This is a genomic window from Streptomyces sp. NPDC052687 (genome assembly GCF_040678395.1).
Classification (GTDB): Bacteria; Actinomycetota; Actinomycetes; order Streptomycetales; family Streptomycetaceae; genus Streptomyces.
In genome coordinates this window covers 1-23,454 of the sequence record NZ_JBFATR010000061.1, presented here as the reverse complement: position 1 = coordinate 23,454, position 23,454 = coordinate 1, and the positions used below count along the sequence as shown (strand labels likewise).

General features: G+C 74.7%; 22 protein-coding genes. 12 read left to right on the top strand and 10 right to left on the bottom strand.

Going from position 1 to position 23,454, the window contains the following annotated elements; genetic code table 11:
* Positions 1-113: 113 nt before the first annotated feature.
* Positions 114-1,556 carry an adenylosuccinate lyase gene (gene purB / locus AB0K92_RS30495; protein WP_365928242.1) on the top strand — a complete coding sequence of 481 codons (1,443 nt, stop codon included), beginning with the start codon at positions 114-116 and terminating at the stop codon, positions 1,554-1,556.
* Positions 1,553-2,098 carry a G/U mismatch-specific DNA glycosylase gene (mug, locus tag AB0K92_RS30490; RefSeq protein WP_365928267.1) on the top strand — a complete coding sequence of 182 codons (546 nt, stop codon included), beginning with the start codon at positions 1,553-1,555 and terminating at the stop codon, positions 2,096-2,098. Before purB ends, mug begins: the two co-directional genes overlap by 4 nt.
* A 173-nt stretch (positions 2,099-2,271) precedes the next feature.
* Here the strand turns inward: mug and AB0K92_RS30485 are convergent, their stop codons facing one another.
* Genes AB0K92_RS30485 through AB0K92_RS30475 form a run of 3 tightly spaced genes read right to left on the bottom strand, consistent with a single transcriptional unit; the run spans position 2,272 to position 4,395 of the window.
* On the bottom strand, positions 2,272-2,703 hold the full coding sequence (locus tag AB0K92_RS30485; protein WP_365928240.1) for a hypothetical protein: 432 nt from the start codon (positions 2,701-2,703) through the stop codon (positions 2,272-2,274).
* A gap of 40 nt (positions 2,704-2,743) precedes the next feature.
* Positions 2,744-3,472 (bottom strand): ABC transporter permease, encoded by a 729-nt coding sequence (locus AB0K92_RS30480; protein WP_365928238.1) that lies wholly within the window; start codon positions 3,470-3,472, stop codon positions 2,744-2,746.
* 2 nt (positions 3,473-3,474) lie between these two features.
* Positions 3,475-4,395, bottom strand: a complete 921-nt coding sequence (locus AB0K92_RS30475; RefSeq protein ID WP_365928235.1) for an ATP-binding cassette domain-containing protein — start codon at positions 4,393-4,395, stop codon at positions 3,475-3,477.
* Positions 4,396-4,503: 108 nt separating this feature from the next.
* Here AB0K92_RS30475 and AB0K92_RS30470 point away from each other — a divergent pair, with 108 nt between their 5' ends.
* The 3 genes from AB0K92_RS30470 (at position 4,504) to AB0K92_RS30460 (ending at position 7,635) form a co-directional block, all read left to right on the top strand.
* A complete protein-coding gene (locus AB0K92_RS30470; protein WP_365928233.1) occupies positions 4,504-5,658 on the top strand; it encodes a histidine kinase in 1,155 nt (384 codons plus the stop codon).
* Between the two features lie 14 nt (positions 5,659-5,672).
* A complete protein-coding gene (locus AB0K92_RS30465) occupies positions 5,673-6,338 on the top strand; it encodes a response regulator transcription factor (protein WP_365928231.1) in 666 nt (221 codons plus the stop codon).
* Positions 6,339-6,477: 139 nt separating this feature from the next.
* Positions 6,478-7,635 carry an ROK family transcriptional regulator gene (locus AB0K92_RS30460; RefSeq protein ID WP_365928229.1) on the top strand — a complete coding sequence of 386 codons (1,158 nt, stop codon included), beginning with the start codon at positions 6,478-6,480 and terminating at the stop codon, positions 7,633-7,635.
* Between the two features lie 349 nt (positions 7,636-7,984).
* Here the strand turns inward: AB0K92_RS30460 and AB0K92_RS30455 are convergent, their stop codons facing one another.
* Positions 7,985-8,749 carry a GntR family transcriptional regulator gene (locus tag AB0K92_RS30455; protein ID WP_365928227.1) on the bottom strand — a complete coding sequence of 255 codons (765 nt, stop codon included), beginning with the start codon at positions 8,747-8,749 and terminating at the stop codon, positions 7,985-7,987.
* 267 nt (positions 8,750-9,016) lie between these two features.
* Positions 9,017-9,901, bottom strand: a complete 885-nt coding sequence (locus AB0K92_RS30450) for an RNA polymerase sigma-70 factor (protein WP_365928225.1) — start codon at positions 9,899-9,901, stop codon at positions 9,017-9,019.
* A 210-nt stretch (positions 9,902-10,111) separates the two neighbouring features.
* Here AB0K92_RS30450 and AB0K92_RS30445 point away from each other — a divergent pair, with 210 nt between their 5' ends.
* On the top strand, positions 10,112-10,942 hold the full coding sequence (locus AB0K92_RS30445) for an alpha/beta fold hydrolase (protein WP_365928223.1): 831 nt from the start codon (positions 10,112-10,114) through the stop codon (positions 10,940-10,942).
* Positions 10,943-11,109: 167 nt separating this feature from the next.
* Here the strand turns inward: AB0K92_RS30445 and AB0K92_RS30440 are convergent, their stop codons facing one another.
* Complete coding sequence (locus AB0K92_RS30440) at positions 11,110-12,153, bottom strand: DMT family transporter (protein WP_365928221.1); 1,044 nt, start codon at positions 12,151-12,153, stop codon at positions 11,110-11,112.
* A 47-nt stretch (positions 12,154-12,200) separates the two neighbouring features.
* Between AB0K92_RS30440 and AB0K92_RS30435 the strand changes: the two genes are divergently transcribed.
* From AB0K92_RS30435 to AB0K92_RS30425, 3 genes are all read left to right on the top strand, one after another.
* Positions 12,201-13,718, top strand: a complete 1,518-nt coding sequence (locus AB0K92_RS30435) for a PLP-dependent aminotransferase family protein (protein WP_365928219.1) — start codon at positions 12,201-12,203, stop codon at positions 13,716-13,718.
* A gap of 121 nt (positions 13,719-13,839) precedes the next feature.
* The gene (locus tag AB0K92_RS30430; RefSeq protein ID WP_365928217.1) at positions 13,840-15,417 is read left to right on the top strand and encodes an alkaline phosphatase D family protein; all 1,578 of its coding nucleotides are present in this window, start codon (positions 13,840-13,842) and stop codon (positions 15,415-15,417) included.
* 259 nt (positions 15,418-15,676) lie between these two features.
* Entirely contained in the window at positions 15,677-17,089 is a 1,413-nt protein-coding gene (locus tag AB0K92_RS30425) for a GNAT family N-acetyltransferase (protein ID WP_365928215.1), read from the top strand.
* Between the two features lie 77 nt (positions 17,090-17,166).
* Here the strand turns inward: AB0K92_RS30425 and AB0K92_RS30420 are convergent, their stop codons facing one another.
* Positions 17,167-18,312 (bottom strand): PLP-dependent transferase, encoded by a 1,146-nt coding sequence (locus AB0K92_RS30420; RefSeq protein WP_365928213.1) that lies wholly within the window; start codon positions 18,310-18,312, stop codon positions 17,167-17,169.
* Between the two features lie 60 nt (positions 18,313-18,372).
* On the opposite strand from AB0K92_RS30420, the gene AB0K92_RS30415 reads away from it, so the two are divergent.
* Together AB0K92_RS30415 and AB0K92_RS30410 are read left to right on the top strand one after the other, a co-directional pair.
* Positions 18,373-18,864 carry an Lrp/AsnC family transcriptional regulator gene (locus tag AB0K92_RS30415; RefSeq protein WP_165996222.1) on the top strand — a complete coding sequence of 164 codons (492 nt, stop codon included), beginning with the start codon at positions 18,373-18,375 and terminating at the stop codon, positions 18,862-18,864.
* Positions 18,865-18,896: 32 nt separating this feature from the next.
* Positions 18,897-20,585 carry a DUF885 domain-containing protein gene (locus AB0K92_RS30410; protein ID WP_365928211.1) on the top strand — a complete coding sequence of 563 codons (1,689 nt, stop codon included), beginning with the start codon at positions 18,897-18,899 and terminating at the stop codon, positions 20,583-20,585.
* 24 nt (positions 20,586-20,609) lie between these two features.
* On the opposite strand, the gene AB0K92_RS30405 is transcribed toward AB0K92_RS30410, so the two are convergent.
* Both AB0K92_RS30405 and AB0K92_RS30400 read right to left on the bottom strand, forming a co-directional pair.
* Entirely contained in the window at positions 20,610-21,455 is an 846-nt protein-coding gene (locus tag AB0K92_RS30405) for an SDR family oxidoreductase (protein WP_365928209.1), read from the bottom strand.
* A 189-nt stretch (positions 21,456-21,644) separates the two neighbouring features.
* Positions 21,645-22,205, bottom strand: a complete 561-nt coding sequence (locus AB0K92_RS30400; protein ID WP_365928207.1) for a rhodanese-like domain-containing protein — start codon at positions 22,203-22,205, stop codon at positions 21,645-21,647.
* 121 nt (positions 22,206-22,326) lie between these two features.
* Between AB0K92_RS30400 and AB0K92_RS30395 the strand changes: the two genes are divergently transcribed.
* Positions 22,327-22,773: an Lrp/AsnC family transcriptional regulator gene (locus AB0K92_RS30395; protein WP_365928205.1), complete on the top strand. Its 447-nt coding sequence runs from the start codon at positions 22,327-22,329 to the stop codon at positions 22,771-22,773.
* On the opposite strand, the gene AB0K92_RS30390 is transcribed toward AB0K92_RS30395, so the two are convergent.
* Positions 22,767-23,454: SbcC/MukB-like Walker B domain-containing protein (locus AB0K92_RS30390; RefSeq protein WP_365928203.1), on the bottom strand; the 688-nt coding region annotated here is incomplete at its 5' end. The genes AB0K92_RS30395 and AB0K92_RS30390 overlap by 7 nt on opposite strands.

The window sequence follows — 23,454 nt, the reverse complement described above, 5'->3', positions numbered from 1 at the left end:
TCGGTGCGGGTGGGTGCGGGCCGCCGCCGCGAGCGCGTGACGGGGGTCTCGTAGGTTCCGATGAACCGTACCGTGGCGCTGGCCTGCACGAACCACCAGTAAACTCTGGACACGTGACTTCAGCGCCCGCCAAGCCCCGCATCCCCAACGTCCTCGCCGGACGGTACGCCTCCGCCGAGCTCGCCACGCTCTGGTCGCCCGAGCAGAAGGTGAAGCTGGAGCGTCAGCTCTGGCTCGCCGTGCTGCGGGCGCAGAAGGACCTCGGGATCGAGGTGCCGGACGAGGCGATCGCCGACTACGAGCGCGTCCTCGACACCGTCGACCTCGCCTCCATCGCCGAGCGCGAGAAGGTCACCCGGCACGACGTGAAGGCGCGGATCGAGGAGTTCAACGACCTCGCCGGGCACGAGCACGTGCACAAGGGCATGACCTCCCGCGACCTCACGGAGAACGTCGAGCAGCTCCAGATCCGGCTGTCGCTGGAGCTGATGCGCGACCGCACGGTCGCGGTGCTGGCCCGTCTCGGCAAGCTGTCCGCCGAGTACGCCGAGCTGGTCATGGCCGGCCGCTCCCACAACGTCGCCGCCCAGGCCACCACCCTCGGCAAGCGTTTCGCGACCGCCGCCGACGAGCTGCTGGTCGCCCACGCCCGCGTCGAGGAGCTGCTGGGCCGCTACCCGCTGCGCGGCATCAAGGGCCCGGTCGGCACCGCGCAGGACATGCTCGACCTGCTCGGCGGCGACGCGGCCAAGCTGGCCGAGCTGGAGGGGCGGATCGCCGCCCACCTCGGCTTCGGCCAGGCCTTCACCTCCGTCGGCCAGGTCTACCCGCGCTCCCTCGACTACGAGGTCGTCACCACGCTGGTGCAGCTCGCCGCCGCGCCGTCCTCGCTGGCCAAGACGATCCGCCTGATGGCCGGGCACGAGCTGGTCACCGAGGGCTTCAAGCCGGGCCAGGTCGGCTCCTCGGCGATGCCGCACAAGATGAACACCCGCTCCTGCGAGCGCGTCAACGGCCTCATGGTCATCCTGCGCGGCTACGCCTCGATGACCGGCGAGCTGGCGGGCGACCAGTGGAACGAGGGCGACGTCTCCTGCTCGGTGGTGCGCCGCGTCGCCCTGCCGGACGCGTTCTTCGCGCTGGACGGCCTGCTGGAGACGTTCCTGACCGTGCTCGACGAGTTCGGCGCCTTCCCGGCCGTCGTCGCCCGGGAGCTGGACCGCTACCTGCCGTTCCTCGCCACCACCAAGGTGCTGATGGGCGCGGTGCGCGCGGGCGTCGGCCGCGAGGTCGCGCACGAGGCCATCAAGGAGAACGCCGTCGCCTCCGCGCTCGCGATGCGCGAGCAGGGCGCCGAGCGCAACGAACTCCTCGACAAGCTCGCCGCCGACGAGCGCATCCCCCTCGACCGCGCCGCGCTGGACGCGCTGATGGCCGACAAGCTGTCCTTCACGGGTGCCGCCGCCGACCAGGTCGGTGCCGTCGTCGGCCGGATCGAGGAGATCGTCAAGCAGCACCCGGAAGCCGCCGGCTACACCCCCGGAGCGATCCTCTGACCCGCTTCACCCCGGCGGAACTGGAGGCCGCCCGCGACCGTCTCGTACCGGACGTCGTCGCGGACGATCTCCGTGTCCTGTTCTGCGGCATCAATCCGGGCCTGATGTCCGCGGCGACCGGCCACCACTTCGCCCGGCCCGGCAACCGCTTCTGGCCCGTGCTGCACCTGTCCGGCTTCACCCCGCGGCAGCTGAGGCCCGCCGAGCAGCGGGAACTGCTGACGTACGGGCTCGGCATCACCAACGTGGTGGCGCGGGCGACGGCCCGGGCGGACGAGCTGAGCGCCGACGAGTACCGCGAGGGCGGGCGGCTGCTGGCGCTCAAGGTGGCGCGGCTGCGGCCGAAGTGGCTGGCGGTGGTGGGCGTCACCGCGTACCGCGCAACCTTCGACGACCGCAAGGCCCAGGTGGGCCCGCAGGAGCGGGTCATCGCGGACACGCGGGTGTGGGTGCTGCCCAACCCCAGCGGGCTGAACGCCCACTGGACGGCGCAGACGATGGCCGAGGAGTTCGCCCGCCTGCGCGCCGCCGCGGAGGACTGACCCGCTCCCGCCTCGGCGCGGGCGTGGCCCTGAGCCGAGGGCGGGTGCGGTGTCGGGGCGGGCGTACGGTCACAGGGCGGGCACGGTCACAGGTCGGGCACGGTCACAGGTCGGGCACGGTCACAGGTCGGGCACGGTCACAGGTCGGGCACGGTCACAGGTCGGGCACGGTCTCAGGGCGGGTCCGTGTCCGTGACCACCGCCAGCAGCCGTATAGCGTCCGCCGGGTCCCGGTCGGCGACCGCCACGGCGACCCAGCGGCCGGTGCCGTCCGCCTGCCAGACGTACGCCTCGTCGGTCAGGTGGCTCAGGCTCGCCCACGGCTCCGGTATCTCCTCGCCGCGCAGGCCGCGCACCCGCAGGGTCAGCATCCCCCACGCCGGCACCGGTCCCCACCTCCGGTGCAGCCGCTGGGCGATCGCCTCCTTGCAGGCCTCGGCGTCGTCGGCCGTACGCTCCCCATGCGTCTCCTCCCCCTCCCCCGTGTGCAGTTCCGCCATGAAGTAGCCCGGGCCCGCCCGGCCCACGTCCGACCAGGCGTGCCGCGCGGGGAAGGGGCGCAGGCACAGCCGGTCGATCGTGTCCAGGCACCGTGCGATGTCCATACGGCCAGTAAACCCGCCACCACTGACAATTGGCGTCGCGTCAGGCGTCCCGGCGCCGCACGCCCCACGCTCCCGCCGCCACCGCCGCGGCGGTCCACAGGGCGCTCACGGCCAGACCGGTCCAGGGGCCGAGGGAGCCGTCCTGCTGTGCGTGCAGCACGACTTGGCCGGCCCGGTCCGGCAGGTACTCGGGCAGGCCGCCGGCGGAGTCCCCGACGACGAACGACACCACGAGCAGGAGCGGGACGAGGATGCTGAGCGCGCCGACGGCGCTGCGCAGCAGGGCCGTGAGTCCGGCCGCGAACACGGCCATGAGCATCAGGTAGAGGCCGCAGCCGGCGATGCCGCGCAGCTGCTGACCCGCGGTGAGCCCGTCCACGGCGGAGCCCATGCCCGCGCGGGCGACCGCCAGCGAGACGGCGCCGGTGACCAGCCCGACAAGAAGGGTCAATACGGCGACGGCGGTCAGCTTGGCCGCGAACCAGCTCCCCCGCCGGGGCACCGCGGTGAAGGCGAGGCGCAGCCCTCCGCCGGAGAGTTCGCAGGAGACGGCGAGGGCACCGAAGGCGATGGCCGCGATCTGTCCGGGTGCGATGCCGAGGAAGGCCGTGAACAGCGGGTCGAAGCCGGGGTCCGAGGAGGTCGAGCCACTGGCGGCGATCGCGGAGAACGCCGTCGACACCGCGAACAGCGCGACGAGGGCGCCGATGAGCGAGCGCAGGGTGCGGATCTTCAGCCACTCCGCGTGCAGGACGGGGGTGAACGCCATGGTCAGACCTCCTGGGGCTGGGCGGTGAACTCGGTCTCGGCGGCGGTCAGGTCCAGATAGGCCTGCTCCAAGGTGCCCTCCTGAGGGGTCAGTTCGAGGACGGGGAGCCGGGCCTCGGCGAGGAGGCGGCCGATGTCGTCCACGCGCGCGTGCTGCACGGTCCACCCGCCGCCCTCGCTCCGGGCGGCCTCGAAGCCGTGCCGGGCGAGCAGGTCCCGCAGCGCCGTGTCGTCGGTGGTGCGCACCCGCACGCGGGGCCGCACGCGCGCGTCGATGAAGTCCCGCATGGGCAGGTCGGCGAGGAGCCGTCCCCGGCCGAGGACGACCAGGTGGTCGGCGAAGGACGCGGTCTCGTTCATCAGATGGCTGGAGACGAGCACCGCGCGGCCCTCGTCGGCGAGCCGGCGCAGCAGTCCGCGGATCCAGATGATGCCCTCGGGGTCCAGGCCGTTGGACGGTTCGTCGAGCATGACCACGGCCGGGTCGCCGAGGAGGGCCCCCGCGATGCCGAGCCGCTGCCGCATGCCGAGCGAGTACGTCTTCACGCGGCGGCGGGCCGCACCGGCCAGACCCGTCTCTTCCAGCACCTCGTCCACGCGGGAGACCGGGATGCGGTTGCTCGCGGCGAGGACGCGCAGGTGGTCGCGGCCGGTGCGCGAGCCGTGCGCGGCCTGGGCGTCGAGGAGGGCGCCGACCTCGCGCAGCGGCTCGCGCAGCGCGGCGTAGGGGCGGCCGCCGACGGTCGCGGTGCCGGAGGTCGGCCGGTCGAGACCGAGCACCAGCCGCATGGTGGTGGACTTCCCCGCGCCGTTGGGGCCGAGGAAGCCGGTGACGCGGCCGGGTGCGACGGTGAACGTGAGGTGGTCGACGGCGCGCCGGGTGCCGTACTCCTTGGTGAGGTCTCGGACGTCGATGCTGGTCATGGGCTCAGCCTGGCCGCCGCGCGCGGCGTGGGGCCTCCCCTGCGCGGGGAGATCGTCTCCCTCGCTCGGGGGAGGTGCGCTGTCAGTGGCGGCTGTCACGATGGGGCGATGGTCCGCTTTCTGCGCCCGCTGCTGCGCGGGACGACGTACACGCGCCTGCTGCACCTGTGGGTTCCGGTGCTGCTGGTCAGCGTGTGGCTGTTCGTCGACATGGCGCGGCCGTGGGTGCCCGCGCTGCTGCTGGTGCCGGCCGGGCTGATCCCGGCGGTGCGGCGCGGCGAGGGCCTGCAGGCGCGGTTCATGCTGGTGCCGGACGAGGGGGACTCGGGCATCTCCACCACGCCGTCGGCGACTTGGGGCGACCGGCTGCGGACGGTGCTGTGGCTGGAGATCCGGATGGTGCTGGGCGCGGTGACCGTGTGCCTGAGCATCTGGATGCCGATCCTCGCGGTCGACCTGGCCGCGGCGTCGCTCGGCCGGGTGCCGTACGACAACCCGCTGCTGCCGATCGACGAGCCGCACTGGGGGTACGCCGCGCTGGCCCCGCTGCCGCTGCTCGTGCTGGCCGCGGGGGTGGTGGGGCTCGGCGAGCTGGTCACCGCGCTCGCGCGGCGGCTGCTCGGGCCGTCGGCGGCCGAACGGCTGGCCGCCCTGGAGGAGCGCACCGAGCAGCTGCTGGAGCGCAACCGGATCGCGCGCGAGCTGCACGACTCCATCGGGCACGCACTGACGGTGGCGGTGGTGCAGGCGGGCGCCGCGCGCGCGGCGGGCGATCCGGCGTTCACGGACCGGGCGCTCGGCGCGATCGAGGAGACCGGCCGGGCCGCGCTGGAGGACCTGGACCGGGTGCTCGGCATCCTGCGCGAGGCGGAACGCCCGGTGAGCGGGCGTCCGACGCTGGCCGAGGCGGACCGGCTGCTGGAGTCCGCGCGGGCCTCCGGGACGAAGGTGGACGCCGAGTTCACCGGGCCGCTGGCGGAGGTGCCCGGCCCGGTCTCCCGGGAGGGTTACCGCATCCTCCAGGAGGCGCTGACCAATGTGCTGCGGCACGCGGACGGCGTTCCGGCGCGGGTGCGGGTCGCGGTCGCGGACGGCCGGCTCGACCTGGAGGTCCGCAATCCGCTGCCGGCGGCGATACCCGGGCCCGGCCGGGGCAGCGGGCTGCGCGGGATACGGGAGCGGGCGGCGCTGCTCGGCGGCCGGGCACGCACGGGGCCCGACGACGGCGACTGGCAGGTGCGCGTCGAACTGCCGCTCGGCTGACCTACGCTGGGCGGATGCCGCCGATCACCGTGCTCCTCGTCGACGACGAACCCCTCGTCCGCGCGGGGCTGCGCGCCGTGCTGGAGGCGCAGCCCGATCTGGAGGTGGTCGGGGAGGCCGCCGACGGGGCTGCGGTGATCCCGCTGGTGCGGCAACTGCGGCCCCGCGTGGTCGCGATGGACGTCCGGATGCCGCTGCTGGACGGCATCGAGGCCACCCGCGCGGTGCTGCGGACCGTGCCGGACCCGCCGAAGATCCTCGTGGTGACGACGTTCGAGAACGACGAGTACGTCTACGACGCGCTGCGCGCGGGCGCCGACGGGTTCCTGCTGAAGCGGGCCCGGCCCGCGGAGATCGTGCACGCGGTGCGGCTGGTCGCGGAGGGCGAGTCGCTGCTGTTCCCCGCGTCGGTGCGGCGGCTGGCCGCCGAGTACGGCGACGGCGGCGGGAACCCGTCGGCGCGGGCCGTGCTGGAGCGTGCGCAGCTGACCGAGCGGGAGGCGGAGGTGCTGCGGCTGATGACGCGGGGCCTGTCGAACGCGGAGATCGCCGCCCGGCTGGTGGTCGGCACCGAGACGGTCAAGACACATGTCAGCGCGGTCCTGGGGAAGCTGGGGGCACGGGACCGCACACAGGCGGTGATCGCGGCGTACGAGTCGGGGTTCGTCTCGCCCGGTTGACCGGGCCGGGGTTCGTCCGGCCCGGCCGGCCGGAGCGAGGGCGTCCGGCTCCGCTCACCGGGGCAGGGGGGCGCTCGCCGGAGCGGACGGTGCCGAGTACCATCCGGCCAACACGGCCACGAGCTGGGAGGACGGGACGTTGGCGGGGCTGACCGGCGGGGATCCCTCGCTGCTGCGAAGGATCAATTCCGCGGTGGTGCTGCACGCGCTGCGTGCCACGGACTGCGCGACACTGACCGAGATCACCCGGATCACCGGACTGTCCCGGCCGACCGTCGAGGGCGTCGTCGAAGGGCTCATCGAGGCCGGTCTCGTGGTCGAGAAGGCCGCCGAGGAGGGCACGGCCCGGCGGCAGGGGCGCCCCGCGCGGCGGTTCCGGTTCCGGGCCGAGGCCGGTCATCTGCTGGGCCTGGAGATCGGGCCGCACCGGGTCGCCGCGCTCCTGTCCGACCTGGACGGCAAGGTGCTCGGCGCGCAGGCCAAGGACATCTCCGAGACGGCGCCGGCGGACGAGCGGCTGGAGCGGCTGCGCTCGGTCGTCGCCGAGCTGCTGCGCCGGGCCGGGGTCGCCCGCGGGTCGCTGCGCGCGGTCGGCGTGGCCACGCCGGGGATCGTCGAGGCGGACGGCACGATCCGGCTGGGCACGGCGCTGCCGGAGTGGACGGGGCTGCGGCTGGGCGAGCGGCTGGGCCGGTCGTTCAAGTGCCCGGTGCTGGTGGAGAACGACGCCAACGCGGCGGCCGTCGCCGAGCACTGGAAGGGGGCCGCCACCGAGTCCGACGACATGGTGTTCGTGCTGGCGGGGCTCAGTCCGGGCGCCGGGTCGCTGATCGGCGGACGGTTGCACCGCGGGTACGGCGGCGCGGCCGGGGAGATCGGCGCGCTGCATCTGCTGGGCCGGGAGGCGACACCGGAGACGCTGCTGTCCACCACGGACGAGCCGCTGCATCCGCTGGACGAGCAGCAGGTCGCCGAGGTGTTCGCGCGTGCCCGCGAGGGTGACCGGCGTGCCCGCGCGGCGGTCGACCGGTTCATCCAGCGCCTGGTGCACGACGTGGCCGCGCTGGTCCTGGCACTCGATCCCGAGCTGGTGGTGATCGGCGGCTGGGCGGCGGGCCTGGACGGTGTGCTCGAGCCGCTGCGCCGCGAGCTGGCCCGCTACTGCCTGCGCCCGCCGAAGGTCGCCCTGTCCCTCCTCGGCGAGGCCGCCGTCGCCATGGGCGCCCTCCGCCTCGCCCTCGATCACGTCGAGGAACAGCTCTTCGCGGTCGAGGGCACGGTGACGGCCCGGCGCTGAGGCGGGCGCCCGCCGCGTCACCGGGCCCGACCGCGGCCCCGGCCACAGGCCGGCGAGCCGGCCGGATCCTGCCCGTCGCGGGCTCTTTGCCCGGTCACCGGCCCACGGGCGTGACCCGCCCCCCGTGACGCCCTCCACCGCGCCATGACGCCCTCTACCGCGCGGGAGACCTTCGCGCCCGCGGAAACGGCGTAGGGACGGCCGAGGGGCGGCCAAGGGGGACGGCAGAAACAGCCGAGCAGGGCGAGGGGTGGACCGGGGGTCGGTGACGGCTCACCGCGCACGACCACCCCGGCGACCGCGCCGCCGCAGGCACCTTGCCGCCGGGCCGGTCGCGCGCGGTGCGGGCTCAGGAAGCCCGGCGCTCCGGGCTGTCGTGGATCTCCACCGCGCCGGAGTCGCCGAAGGTGAGGCGGCAGGTGTCGGCGCGGTAGGTGGACACGGCGAGGGCGGCGGTGCGGCCGGCGGCGATGTAGCGGGTGGTGACGACGAGGACCGGGGCGCCGGGGAGGCGGTCGAGTTCCCTGGCGTCGTCCGCGCGGGCCGAGCCCAGCTCCACCGCGCTGTCGCGCCGTTCCAGCTCCAGCCGGTGCAGTTCGCGCAGGACCGCACGCGCGCGGGCCGGGCCGGACGGGGCGTCGATGCCGGTCAGGTCGGGGACCGACGAGGCCGGGATGTGGAGCAGTTCCGCGGCGACCGGCTGGCCGTGGCTCATCCGGATGCGGCGGATGGTGTGCACGGCCTCGTCGCGGCCGGTCTCCAGGGCGTCGGCGACCGAGGCGGGCGGGGCGGCCGTGACGCAGTCGACGGCCTGCCAGGCGTCGTCGCCCGGCGCGCCGGGCCAGGCGTGCTGCTCGGTGCCGACGGCGACCCCCACGCGCGGCGGCGCCACGGTCGTGCCGACGCCGCGGCGGCGCTGCAGCCGGCCTTCCAGTTCGAGCTGTTCCAGGGCCTGGCGGAGGGTCGCGCGGGCGACGCCGAACCGGGCGGCGAGCTCCCGCTCGTTGGGCAGGATCTCGCCGACGGAGAACTCGGAGTCCAGTGCCTCGGTGAGCACGGTCTTGAGATGCCAGTACTTCGGTTCCGGCACCGATTCCAGCTGCGTGGTCCCCACCCTGTCCTCCGCAATCGCCGGTGTTCCCGCGGCGTTTTAGCGCCCTTGTTTATTAAAGGTTGTTGCACTTGTCTGCGACCATAGGGCGACCCCCACCCTTGGTCAAGACCAATCCTCGATTCCCGCGCGGCGCACGGGCGCCCGCGCGGGCAGCGTTCACGAGACGTTCGTACGAAGCCCCGCCCGCCGTCGGCGGGAGTGCGGGTGACCGGAACGGCGAAGCCCCCGTCGGTGACGGGGGCTTCGCCGGCGGGCGGGCAGGGGCGGTCAGTCGCCGGCCGCCAGGGAGCGCAGCTTGTCGGGGTTGCGGATGATGTAGACGGACTGGACGTGTCCGTCGAGGACGTCCAGCTGCAGGACCGAGTCGATCCGGTCGCCGTCCAGTACCACGACCGCCGGGCCGCCGTTGATCTCGGTGAGCCGGAAGGAGACCGGGCCGCCCTCCTGGGCGGCGCCGATGAGGAAGCGGCCCACCTTGTCGGCGCTCTCGATGACCCGCAGGGGCGCCCGCGCCTTGCCGCCGCTGTCGCCGACGAGCCGGACGTCGGGCGCGAGCAGCGTCAGCAGTCCGCTGAGGTCGCCTTCGGCGGCGGCCGTGAGGAAGCGTTCGGTGAGGTCGCGGCGCTGGGCGGGGTCGACGTCGTAGCGGGGCCGGCGTTCGTCGACGTGCTTGCGGGCGCGGGCGGCCATCTGCCGTACGGCCGGTTCCCCGCGGTCGAGGAGGGCGGCGATCTCGGCGTAGGGGTAGCCGAACGCCGCCCGGAGCACGAAGACCGCGCGTTCCAGGGGGGACAGCGATTCCAGGACGACGAGGACGGCGAGGGAGACCGAGTCGGCGAGGACGGCGCGTTCGGCGGCGTCCGGAACGGTGTCCTCGTAGGCGGTGACGTACGGCTCGGGCAGCCAGGGGCCGACGTAGGTCTCGCCGCGTGCCTTGATCTGGCGGAGCCGGTCGATGGCGAGGCGGGTGGTGACGCGTACCAGGTAGGCGCGCGTTTCGCGCACCGCGCCGCGGTCGGCGCCGGCCCAGCGCAGCCAGGTGTCCTGGACCACGTCCTCCGCGTCGGCCACGCGGCCGAGCATGCGGTAGGCGACCCCCAGGAGGAGGGGGCGGTGCTGTTCGAAGACGTCGGTGGCGGTATCGGTGGTCACAGCACTCATCCCAGCCGACGGCGCGCGGTGGTGTCCAGGCGAAATCCGGTGCGGTGAGCGGCGGATGCGCGGGAGGTACGCGGGGGCGCGTGAGCGGGCGCGGCCGGGAGCGTGCGCGGCCGGGAGCGCCTGGGGGCTACCCGCCGGTAGTAATTGCTGACAAGGTGTCTACGCGAAGTCAGTGTCCCCGGCGTCACGACGAGGAGCAGTATGCCCGCCACCGTCTCCTTCCAGGTCCCCACGCCCTCCGGGCTGCGGCCGATGACCGTGTCCTACGCGCGCGAGGGCGACGGCGAGCCGTTGCTGCTGCTGCACGGCATAGGTCACCACCGGCAGGCCTGGGACCCGGTGATCCCCGTGCTGGCCAAGGAGCGGGACGTGATCGCCGTCGACCTGCCCGGTTTCGGCGCGTCCCCGGCGCTCCCCGACGGGCTGGCGCACGACCTGCCGACGCTGACCGCCGTGCTCACGGCGCTGTGTGCCGCGCTGGAGCTGGAGCGGCCGCATGTGGCGGGCAACTCGCTGGGCGGGCTGCTGGCGCTGGAGCTGGGCCGCGCGGGGGTGGTCCGTTCGGTCACCGCCCTGTCCCCGGCCGGTTTCTGGTCCGACGCGGAACGGCGTTACGCCTTCGGCGTGCTCACGGCGATGCGGGAGATCGCCCGGCGCACTCCCCCGTCGGTGGTGGAGCGGCTGGCGCCGTCCGCGGTCGGCCGGACGCTGCTGACGAGCACCATCTACGCCCGCCCGGCCCGGCGAGCGCCCCAGGCCGTGGTCGCCGAGACGCGCGCGCTGGCCACCGCGCGGGGGTTCGCCGAGACCCTGCGCTCGGGGCGGACCGTGCGGTTCACCGAGGATGTGCCGGGACTGCCGGTCACCGTGGCCTGGGGCACCCGTGACCGGCTGCTGGTGCCCCGGCAGGGCGTCCGCGCCAAGACCGTCATCCCGCGCGCCCGGCTGGTGCGGCTGCCCGGCTGCGGTCACGTCCCGATGAACGACGACCCGGCGCTGGTGGCGCGCGTGCTGCTCGACGGCAGCCGCTGAGCGCGCGCCCGCGGAGCGCCCGCGGATGACCCGGCCGGTGCCTTCAGGACCTCCTGGGGGACGGCCGGGTGGTACGGCCTGTTCACACGCCGGGCCGGTCTCCGGGCCGGTCTCCGGTTCGGCTCGAAGGCCGCCCCGGAGGGCTTCAGCGAGTTCCCCATGCTCTGTCACCTCTGCTTGCGCGCGAGCGGCCGCGCCCCCTCGCGCGCGCCGGGAGCGTCAGGCGGCTCGGGAACAGCGGGCGCCTCGGGCACGTGGTGAGCGTCGTGCACGTCGTGCGCGTCGTGCACGTCGTGCGCGTCGTGCGCGCCGTGCACGGGACGTGACCGCCGCCGCGGGGTCCGGTTCAGCGCGCCGGAGCCCAGGGCGACCCCGGCGCCGACCAGGGCACTGCCGGCGGCCTGGGCGAGACCGTAGGAGCCGGTGCCGACGAGGGGGGCGGTGCAGGCGGCGGCCACGGGGATGAGCCCGGAGAAGAGGGTGGCGCGCTCGGCGCCGATCCGCTGCATGCCCATGTACCAGCAGACGAAGCCGACGACGGTGACGATCGCCGCCTGCCACAGCAGGGCGGCCGTCTCGGTGGCGTCGGGGCGGCGCAGCCAGGCGGTGCCGTCCAGGAGGAGGCCGGCCGCCGCGGACTCCAGCGCGGCCACGGCGCACACGGTGGCGGACAGCAGGCGCGGGCCGAGCGGGCGCAGCACGGGCATGGCGAGCACCGCGAAGCCGACCTCGCCGGCGAGCGCGCCCGCCGACCAGACGAGTCCGGCCGTGTCGGTGCGGCCCCAGCCCTGCACGGCGAAGGCGCCGGCGGCGACCATGAAGGCCCCGTACAGCACGGCGCGGCGGGGCCGTCGCCCGTCCAGGAGCGGGACGACGACGGCGACGACGACCGGCGCGCAGCCCACGAAGACGCCCGGCACCGCGGGCTCGGCGGTGCGCTCCGCGGCCAGGACCGCCAGGTTGAAGCCGACCATGCCGACGGCCGCGAGCAGCGCGAGCCGCGCCCACTGCCGGGCGGCGAGGACGCGCAGCCGGGCGGCGGCGCCCGGTCCGGCGAGCGGGATCAGCAGCAGGCAGGCGAGGCCGTAACGCAGGAACTGGCCGCCCGCGTACGGGTAGTCGCCGAGGAGGCTGTTGGCGGTGAAGGATCCTCCGACGAGGACGCAGGCGAGCGCGGCGAGGAGACAGCCGCGGGTGGTGGTGGCGTTCATGGGGCCGACGCTAGGAAGCGCGGCGGCCCGGTTTAAGGTCCACTTCCATGACGGTGTCCCGGACCAATTCGGCTGCCGCGCACGAGGGGGACGGCGGCGCCTCCCCGGACAGCCGGGACGGCGGTGCCTCCCCGGACAGCCGGGACGGCGGTGGCGGTCGTGCGGTCGCCTGGGAGGTGCTGCTGCCCGCCGCCGCCGCGCCGGCCCGGTCGCGGGGGCGGGCGCTGCGCGCGGCGCTGCGGGAGGCGGTGCGGTCGGGGCGGCTGGCGGCGGGCACGCGGCTGCCGTCGAGCCGGGATCTGGCCGCCGACCTGGGGGTGTCGCGCGGGCTGGTCACGGAGGCGTACGAGCAGCTGACGGCGGAGGGCTATCTGCGCAGCGGGCGGGGCGCGGGGACGTGGGTGGGGGACGCCGTACGGGCCGCCCGGCCGCGGGTGCGCGACCTCGCGCCGCGCTCACCGGGGGCGCGCGCCGACTTCGTGCCGGGCACGCCGGATCTGTCGCTGTTCCCGCGCGCGGCGTGGGCCGCGGCGCAGCGGCGGGTGCTGGCCGAGCTGCCGCACCACTCCCTCGGCTATCCGGACCCGCGCGGTCTGCCCCGGCTGCGCACCGCCCTGGCGGAACTGCTGGCCCGGCGGCGAGGCGTGGTCGCGGACCCGGAGCGGCTCGTGGTGGTGTCCGGGGTGACGCAGGCGACCGCGCTGCTGGGCTTCGCGCTTCGGGCGCGCGGGCTCCGCGCGGTGGGCGTCGAGGATCCGGGCAGCCCTGAGCACGAGGGCATGTACGCCGCGGCCGGGGTCACCCCCGTGCCGCTGCCGCTGGACGGGGAAGGCCTCGCGCCCGGCCCGCTGCGCGCGTCGGGCGTGCGGGCGGTGATGACGACCCCGGCGCACCAGTACCCGACCGGCATCGCCTACTCGGCGCGGCGCCGCGCCGAACTCCTCGACTGGGCGCGGTCGGTGGACGGCATCGTCCTGGAGGACGACTACGACGGCGACTTCCGCTACGACCGCTCCCCCGTCGGCGCGCTGCAGGGCCTCGACCCGGAGCGGGTGGCCTACACCGGCTCGGTGAGCAAGTCGCTCGCGCCCGGACTGCGGCTGGGCTGGCTGCTGGTGCCCGAGTGGCTGGCGGAGGAGGTCGTCACCCGCAAGCAGGCGATGGATCTCGGCCATCCGAGCGTCGACCAGGCGGCGTTCGCGCACTTCGTGGAGCGCGGTGACTACGACCGTCAGCTGCGCCGCTGCCAGCGCGCCTACCGGGAGCGGCGGGACGTGCTCGTGGCCGCCCTGGCGGAGCACTTCCCCGGCGCGGAGGTGTCCGGGATCGCGGCGGGGCTGCACGTCATCGCCACGCTGCCGGAGCGGTACGGCCCGCAGGACGCCTTCCTCGCGCGCGTGGCCGCGGCGGGGGTCGCCGTCCGTCCGCTGTCGGACTGCGCGCACGCGCGGCCGGACGGCGAGGGGGCGGCGGCGGACCGCGCGGTGCGGCTGGTGCTGGGGTACGCGCACCTGACGCCGGGGCGGATCCGGGAGGGCGTACGGCTGATGGCGGCGGCGATGTGACCGGCACGGCGGTTCCCCGGCCGGCGGGAGCGGTTGTTCACTTGTGGTTTCCGTGTGCGCCGTGATGTCCGCGTAGGTGTGGCTCCACACACTGGCCGGATTTCGTCCTGGAGGCTGCCTCATGTCCCAGCGCCCGCTCCCCGACCGCCGTAGCGTGCTGCGCGGCTCGCTCGCCGCGTCCGCCGCGCTGACCCTGCCCGCCGCCGGTCTCGGCGCGGCTCCCGCGCTCGCCCTGTCGGGGCGCCCGCGGGCGGGCTGGGGCGTGCAGACCGGTGATGTGACGACGGACTCGGGGCTGGTGTGGGTGCGCTCGGACCGGCCGGCCCGGATGATCGTCGAAACGTCCGCCACCGAGTCGTTCCGCGATCCGCGCCGATGGCACGGCCCGCTGCTGGGCGCGGACACCGACTTCACCGGCACCGTCCGGCTGCGCGGTCTGCCGCCCGGCGAGCAGATCCACTACCGCGTGCTGCTGGCCGACCCGGACGACCCGCGCCGTACCGGCGAGCCGGTCACCGGCACCTTCCGCACCGCGTCCGTGCGGCGCCGCGACGGGGTGCGGTTCGTCTGGTCGGGCGACCTGGCCGGCCAGGGCTGGGGCATCAACCCGGACCTCGGCGGCTACCGCATCTACGAGGCGATGGCGGCCCTGGACCCGGACTTCTTCCTGTGCTCCGGCGACAACGTCTACGCCGACGGCCCGATCGGCGAGACCGTGACCCTGCCCGACGGGCGGATCTGGCGGAACGTCACCACGGAGGAGAAGTCCAAGGTCGCCGAGACGCTGGCCGAGTTCCGCGGCAACTTCCGGTACAACCTGCTGGACGAGAACCTGCGCGCGTTCAACGCCCGGGTGCCCTCGATCATCCAGTGGGACGACCACGAGGTGACCAACAACTGGTATCCGGGCGAGATCCTCACGGACGGCCGGTACACGGAGAAGAACGTCGACGTGCTCGCCGCGCGGGCCCGGCGGGCGTTCTCGGAGTACTTCCCGATCTCCACGCTGCGCCGCCCCGGCGGCCGCGTCTACCGGGTGCAGCGGCACGGCCCGCTGCTGGACGTGTTCGTGCTGGACATGCGCACGTACCGCAACGCGAACTCGCCCGGTACGCAGGCCGACGACCCGCAGGGCATCCTCGGCCGGGAGCAGCTGGAGTGGCTGAAGAGGGAGCTGTCCCGGTCGCGCGCGGTGTGGAAGGTGATCGCCTCCGACATGCCGCTCGGCCTGGTCGTAACGGACACCGGGGACGGCAGGCCGAACATCGAGGCCGTCGCGCAGGGCGACCCGGGTGCCCCGCTGGGCCGGGAACTGCAGATCGCGGAGCTGCTGCGGTTCGTCAAGCACCGCCGGATCACCGGCACGGTCTGGCTGACGGCCGACGTGCACTACACCTCGGCGCAGCACTACCAGCCGTCGCGGGCCGCGTTCACCGACTTCGAGCCGTTCTGGGAGTTCGTCTCCGGTCCGCTGAACGCCGGTGCCTTCCCGGCGAACGCGCTCGACGGCACGTTCGGTCCCGAGCGGGTCTTCGTGAAGGCGCCCACCCGGGCGAACGTGTCCCCCGCCGAGGGTTACCAGTTCTTCGGCGAGGTGGACATCGACGGGGACAGCGGGGAACTGACGGTCCGGCTGCGGGAGCAGGACGGCACCGTGCTGTTCACGAAGGTGCTCCAGCCGGGTCTCGTCGGGCAGTAACACCGCTCGCCGGGTGGTGGCCGCCGGGCGGCCGGGAGATCCCGTACCCTCGTTGCCGTGTCGCGCACCGCCGTCATCCCGCGGTGCGCGGCATCGCTCGCGTGCGCGGCGGGACTTGGAGGCGGCGCGACTCGGGCGCGGCGGGTCCTGGGATGGCGCTGTGCCGCTTTACTTGAACGCAAAACGGGCAGATGCCCGCTTTACCCATCAGTCACACACCGTTCGTGATCACGCAACACCGTTCCTTCACAGTGGGTGCATGAATCGGAAGACGACTGATGTGACGCGCGCCAAGAACGGGCGTCCCGTGCACCACTGGCGGCGGGACGTGGTCGAACTCGCCGCCCTCTTCACCGCCGTGGCGGTCGCCGACGCCGTGGCCAACCTGATCGGGCACGGCCCCGACGGCCCGGCGCTGCTGCTGATCTCCGCGGTCGTGCTGCTCGCCACCGCGGCCTTCCACACCTGGTGGGCACGGCGCCACGGTCACGCGCCGCCGGCCTCCGATACCGGCGCCCGGCCCGGCTCCCCGGAGCGGGCCGGGACGGGCGAGAGCCCAAAGGACGGGCAGGGCACGCCCGAGGCCGTCCCCGGGCCGAGCACGCTGTGGCGGCTGCGGACGACCGTGCGGGACGAGCCGGGCTCGCTGGCCGCGCTGTGCACGGCACTGGCCGGCCACCGGGTGGACATCCTGAGCCTGCAGACGCATCCGCTGGGCCACGGCACGGTGGACGAGTTCCTGCTGCGCGCCCCCGCGACGCTCCCGGCCGGCGACCTCACCCGCGCGGTGGCGCTGGCCGGCGGCAGCGGCACCTGGATCGAGCGGGCCGACGCCCACGACCTGGTGGACGCCCCGACCCGGATCCTGGGCCTGGCCACCCGCACCGCCCTCGACGCGGCCGAACTGCCGCTGGCGCTGCGCCAGTTGCTGGGCCGTTGCACGATCCGCCAGCTGCCCGCCGCCCCGGCGGACGGCACTCAGGACGCGGTCCCGGCGGAGGGTGTCCTGGAGGACACGGTGCTGCGGCTGCGCGCCCCCGAGGGCTCCGTGATCACCGTGGAGCGCCCCTATCTGCCGTTCACCCCGACCGAGTTCGCGCGGGCGCGGGCGCTGGTGGAGCTGGACTCCCGGCTCGGACCGCGCATCCCGCGCAGCCAGGACGTGCTGACCCTGCCCGAGGGTGACGCGATCACCGTGCGCCGGGCCGGCACCGACGACGTGGCGGCCGCGAAGGAGATGCACGGGCGCTGCTCGTCGCGCACCCTCTCCCTGCGCTACCACGGGCCGGTCGGGGACGCCGACCGCTACCTGAACCACCTGCTCTCCCCGCGCTACGGCCGCACCCTCGCCGTGGAGACCTCCTCGGGGCGGATCGTCGCCCTCGGTCATCTCCTGTGGGACGGGGACGAGACGGAGGTGGCGCTGCTCGTGGAGGACGCCTGGCAGCGGCGCGGCATCGGCTCACAGCTGCTGGGCCGCCTGGTGGCGATGGCCGCCGAGGCGGGCTGCGCCAGCGTGTACGCCGTCACCCAGGCGTCCAACACCGGCATGGTCGCCGCGATGCGCGGTCTGGGCCTGCCCCTCGACTACCAGATCGAGGAGGGCACCCTGGTGATCACGGCCCGGCTGGAGCCGGCCGCGGTGAGCGGCCGGCTGACCGTCGGCGAGTGACCCCTTCCGACGGCTGACCGTCGGCGAGTGACCCCATCCGATGTGAACGGCCCGGCCGTGCCGGGCCGTTCGCGCGTTCACCCCAGGGCCCGGTCCAGGTCGGCCCACAGGTCGTCGACGTCCTCCAGGCCCACCGACAGCCGCAGCAGCCGGTCGCTGACCCCGGCGCCCCGGCGGTCGTCGGCGTCGACGATGCGGTGGCTGATGGACGCCGGGTGCTGGATGAGGGTGTCGACGCTGCCGAGGCTGACGGCCGGGGTGACCAGCCGGACAGCGCCGATGACGGCGTGCGGGTCGCCGTACGTCTCGAAGGCGATCATCGCGCCGCCGATGCGCGGATAGTGCACCCGCTCCACCCGCGGGTCGGCGGCCAGGCGGCGGGCGAGTTCGGCGGCGGTCTGCGACGCGGCCCGCACCCGGACCGGCAGGGTGGCCAGGCCGCGCAGCAGCAGATACCCGGCGAGCGGGTGCAGGACCCCGCCGGTGGCGAACCTGACCTGGCGCAGCCGGCCGGCGAACTCCTCGTCGCAGGCGACCACTCCGGCGAGCACGTCGCCGTGGCCGCCGAGGTACTTGGTGGCGCTGTGCAGCACCAGCCGCGCGCCGTGCTCGGCGGGCCGCTGCAGCACGGGCGTGGCGAAGGTGTTGTCGACCAGCAGCGGCACCGAGCCGCAGGCGTGGGCGACGGCCCGCAGATCGAGTTCGGCGAGCGTCGGGTTGGCCGGGGACTCGACGAGGACCAGCCCGGTGTCCGGGCGCAGCGCCGCCGCGATGCCGGCCGGGTCGGTCCAGGTGACCTCGGTGCCGAGCAGTCCGGCGGTCAGCAGGTGGTCGCTGCACCCGTACAGGGGGCGTACGGCGACGACGTGCCGCAGGCCGAGGGAGGCCCGGACCAGGAGCACCGCGCTGAGCGCGGCCATGCCGCTGGCGAACGCGACGGCGGCCTCGGTGCCCTCCAGGCGGGCGAGGGCGGTCTCGAAGCGGGCGACCGTGGGGTTGCCGAGGCGGCCGTAGACGGGCGGGCCGTCCGGTTCCGCGCCGGTCGCGGCGAACGCGTCGATGCGGGCGGCCTCGGCGCGGCTGTCGGCGGAGGGGTAGGTGGTCGACAGGTCGATCGGCGGGACGTGCAGGCCGAGTCCGGCGAGGTCGTCGCGGCCGGCGTGCACGGCCTCGGTGGCCAGTGCCCGGGTACGGGTGCGTGTCTGTGTGCGCGCTGACTCCATGGCCGAGAGGGTGAACACCGGCCGGGGTCGGATCGTTCTTTCCCGTGCTACGTTCGGCCGATGGCGGAATCTGTCGTACTGGATCCGGTGGATCTCCATCTGCTGCGGCTGTTGCAGAACGACGCCCGGACCACCTACCGGGATCTCGCCGCGCAGGTCGGGGTCGCGCCGTCGACCTGTCTGGACCGGGTGACCCGGCTGCGCCGCGCGGGCGTGATCCTCGGACACCAGCTGCGGCTGGACCCGGCCAAGCTGGGGCGGGGCCTGGAGGCCCTGCTGTCGGTGCAGGTCAGGCCGCACCGGCGGGAACTGGTCGGGCCGTTCGTGGAACGCATCCGGGCGCTGCCGGAGTCCCGGACCGTCTTCCATCTCACCGGCCCGGACGACTATCTCGTCCATGTCGCGGTCACCGACATGACGGACCTGCAACGGCTGGTCCTGGACGAGTTCACGGCCCGCCGCGAGGTGGCCCGGGTGGAGACCCGGCTGATCTTCCAGCAGTGGGACTGCGGTCCGCTGCTGCCGCCTTCGCCGTCGGCGCAAACCGGGTGACGGGGCCGGGCCGCCGTACCAGGATGGTCCGCATGTCAGACACCAACAGCGCGCTGCCCCGCGAGATCGCCGACGGTTACGTCGACGAGTTGATCGCCCTCGACCCCGTGACCGGTACCTACCTCGGCGCGAAGGAGAGTTCGAGCCGTCTGCCCGACCTCTCCCCCGCGGGCCAGGAGGCCCTCGCGGAGCTGGCCCGCCGGACGCTGGCGCGGCTCGACGAGGCCGAGCGCGGGCCCGGCGCGGACAGCGACCTCGAGCGGCGCTGCGCCCGGCTGCTGCGGGAGCGGCTGACCGCCGAACTCGCCGTGCACGAGGCGGACGAGGGGCTGCGCACGGTCGGCAACCTCGGGACGCCCGTCCACAACGTGCGCGAGGTGTTCACGGTGACCCCGGCGGACACCGAGGAGGACTGGGCGGCGATCGCCGAGCGGCTGCGGGCCGTGCCGGCCGCGCTCGCGGGCTACCGCGAGTCCCTGGCGCTCGGCCTGGACCGCACGCTCCACGCGGGCCCCCGCCCGACCGCCGTCTTCGTCGAGCAGCTCGCCGAGTGGGCGGACACCGGCTCCGGCCGCGGCTGGTTCGAGGACTTCGCCGCCGGCGGCCCCGACGCCCTGCGCGGCGAGCTGGACCAGGCCGCCCGGGCGGCGACGGCGGCCGTGGCCGAGCTGCGGGACTGGATGCGCGACGTGTACGCGCCGGCCGTCGAAGGCGCCCCGAACACGGTGGGCCGCGAGCGCTACGCCCGCTGGTCTCGCTACTACAACGGCACCGACCTCGACCTGGACGAGGCGTACGCCTACGGCTGGGCGGAGTTCCACCGCCTGCTCGGCGAGATGCGGCAGGAGGCCGAGAAGATCCTGCCGGGCGCCGCGACGCCGTGGGTGGCGCTGGCGCACCTCGACGAGCACGGCCGGCACATCGAGGGCGTCGAAGAGGTCCGCGCGTGGCTGCAGGGCCTGATGGACGAGGCGATCGAGAAGCTGGACGGCACCCACTTCGAACTCGCCGAGCGGGTGCGGAAGGTGGAGTCGCGCATCGCGCCGCCCGGCAGCGCCGCCGCCCCCTACTACACCCCGCCGTCGGAGGACTTCTCCCGTCCGGGCCGCACCTGGCTGCCCACGATGGGCGAGACCCGGTTCCCGGTCTACGACCTGGTGTCCACCTGGTACCACGAGGGCGTGCCCGGCCACCATCTGCAGCTGGCGCAGTGGGCGCACGTCGCCGAGAACCTGTCCCGCTACCAGGCCTCCGTCGGCTTGGTCAGCGCCAACGCCGAGGGCTGGGCGCTGTACGCGGAGCGGCTGATGGACGAGCTGGGCTTCCTCACGGACGCCGAGGTGCGGCTCGGGTACCTGGACGCGCAGATGATGCGGGCCCTGCGGGTGATCGTCGACATCGGCATGCACCTGGAGCTGGAGATCCCCGCGGACTCGCCGTTCCGTCCGGGCGAGCGGTGGACGCCGGAACTGGCCGAGGAGTTCTGTGGCGCCCACAGCAGCCGCCCGAAGGACTACGTCTCCAGTGAGCTGACCCGCTACCTCACGATCCCCGGCCAGGCCATCGGCTACAAGCTGGGCGAACGGGCCTGGCTGCTGGGCCGGGAGAAGGCGCGCGAGCGGCACGGCGACGCCTTCGATCTGAAGGCCTGGCACATGGCGGCGCTGTCCCAGGGGTCGCTGGGCCTGGACGACCTGGTGGACGAGCTGTCCCGGCTCTGACCGGCCGCGCGGCCGGCCCGCCGCTCATCTGCGGAAGCCGCCCTCGGAGTCGATCACCTGACCGGTGACCCAGGCCGCCTCGTCCGTCGCCAGCCAGGCGATGAGGCGGGCCGGGTCGTCGGGCATGCCCCAGCGCCCGGCGGGGAAGCGGGAGGCGACCCGGTCGTAGGCCTCGCCGGTCAGGTAGTCGGTGTCGACCGGGCCGGGGTTGACGGTGTTCACGGTGACCGCCTGCTCGGCGAGGGTGGTCGCGAGGGAGCGGGTGATGGAGGCGAGGGCGCCCTTCTGGAGGGCGTAGGCGATCTCGCCGGGCATGCCGCCGCCGTGGTCCTGCCCGGAGGTCATCATCATCACCCGGCCGCCCGGGGTGCGCGGCGGCAGCCCGGCGCGCAGCCGGGCGTAGGCCTGCACCAGCAGCAGCACCGAGCGGGTGTCGACGGCCCAGTGGGCGTCGAGCATGGCCGTGTCGATGACGTCCAGGGTGCCGTCGGAGCCGCTGAGGGCGTGGTTGGCGACGAGGATGTCGAGCCGTCCGCCGAGCGCTTCGGCGGCGGTGGCGATCAGCTCGGCGGGGGCGGCCGGGTCGGCGAGGTCGCCGGGTCCGTGCACGACCCGCGCGTCCGGGTCGCCGAGGGCGGCGCGCACCGAGGCGGCGACCTCCTCCGGCCGGTCGGCGCCCCAGGGCTGGGTGGCGTCGTGCGGCACGTGGTGGTGCAGATAGACACTCGCGCCGTACGCCGCGAGCCGCCGGGCCACGGCGTACCCGATGCCGCCGCGTCGGCTGGCTCCGGTGACGAGCGCGGTCCGCCCGCGCAGCGGCAACGGGTCACGGCGCAGTTCTTCGGGGGTGGGGTGCGGAAGTCGAGGCATACGGATCATGATGCGTGGCGGGAGGAGGGGGCGGCACCCCGTTTTCCCTCGGGCCCCTGGCCAACGGGGGCGGCACTCCCACCTCTCAGGGGCGCGGGGAACTGTGCGACCAGCCCACCACGACCCGCACCCGCCGCCACGCCCCGAACCCGCCGACCGACCGCACCCCCGCGGCGCCTCACGCGACCGTCAGCACCCGCACTCCTCCGAGCCCGCGGGCGCCGTCAGCGGATCGGCGCCCCGCCGCTCCCGCCCCTCCCACGTCTCGAACTCGAAGCCCTCGCGCACCCAGTACTCGAATCCGCCCAGCATCTCCTTGACCTGGTACCCGAGTTCGGCGAGGGCGAGGGCGGCCCGCGTGGCGCCGTTGCAGCCGGGGCCCCAGCAGTACGTCACGACGGGCACCGACTTGTCGAGCAACTCCTCGGCCTGCGCGGGGATCAGCGCGGTCGGCAGGTGCACGGCACCGGGCACGTGACCCTGGTCCCACGCCGCGGTGGAGCGCGAGTCCAGCACCACGAAACCCGGATCACCGCCGGCGGCCAGTGCCGCGGCGACGTCGGCGACGTCCGCGTGGAAGGCGAGGGCGGCCCGGAAGTAGGCCGCGGCCTCGGCGGGCGCGGCGGGGGCGACGCGCAGGACGGGGTTGGCGGGGGCTGGGGCCGTGACGGCTTGGGCGGTGACGGCGAGGCCGGGGGCGGCCGGGGCGGCCGGGGCGGCGGGGGCGGTGGGGGCGGTGGGGGCGGTCATCGTGAGGGGTCCTCTCTGCTGTCCGATGACCAGAAATCTACGGTCGTCGATCATCTCTCTGAAGGACTGTTCCACGGTCCACCCCTTGCCCGGCCGGGGATTTCCCTGCTATCCCTCGGGGATGACCGCGTTTTCCCCGGACGCCACCGACTGGCGCATCCTCGACGTCCTCCAGCGGGAGGGCCGCGCCAGCTTCGCCGAACTGGCGCGGGCCGTCTCCATGTCCCCGAGCGCGGTGACCGAGCGGGTGCGCCGGCTGGAGGAGGCGGGCGTCATCCAGGGCTACGCGGCGGTGGTGAACCCCGAGCGGCTGGGCCTGCCCATCCTCGCGTTCGTCCGGCTGCGCTACCCGACCGGCAACTACAAGCCGTTCCACGACCTCGTCGCGGCCACGCCCGAGATCCTGGAGGCGCACCACGTCACCGGCGACGACTGCTTCGTCATCAAGGTGGCCGCCCGCTCGATGCGGCACCTGGAGGAGGTGTCGGGCCGGATCGGCGCGCTGGGCTCGGTGACCACGAGTGTCGTGTACTCGTCCCCGCTGCCGAGACGCCCCCTCGGTCAGTGACCGCGCTGCCGCAGCGTGGACCCGGATCTGCCCTTGACGACCTCCAGCTGCGCGTGGACGCGCCGCCGCAGATCGGCGACATGACTGACGATGCCGACGCTGCGGTCCCGTTCGCGCAGTGAGTCGAGCACGTCCAGCACCTCGTCCAGGGTCTGGTCGTCGAGGCTGCCGAACCCCTCGTCGATGAAGAGGGTGTCGAGGCGGACCCCGCCGGCCTCGTCGGTGACGACGTCGGCGAGACCGAGGGCGAGGGCGAGCGAGGCGAAGAAGGTCTCGCCGCCGGACAGGGTGGCCGTGTCCCGCTCGCGTCCGGTCCAGGCGTCGACGACATGCAGTCCGAGCCCGCTGCGGCCGCGCCCGGATCGGTCGTCGGAGTGCACCAGGGTGTACCGGCCGGACGACATGCGCTGAAGCCGTACGGTGGCGGCGGCGGCGACCTGCTCCAGGCGGGCGGCGAGGACGTAGGCCTCCAGGCGCATCCGGCGCTCGTTGTCGGCGGAGGTGCCGGCGGTGAGCGCGGCGAGCCGGGCGACCCGGTCGTACTCCTCGCGCAGCGGCGCCAGGCGGCGCGCCGCGGTGGACACGCGGGCGGAGAGCCGGTCGAGTTCGGCGCACCGGCGCTCGGCGGCGTCCCGCGCGGAGGCGGCCTCGCGCACCCGGCGTTCCGCCTCGGCGGCGGCC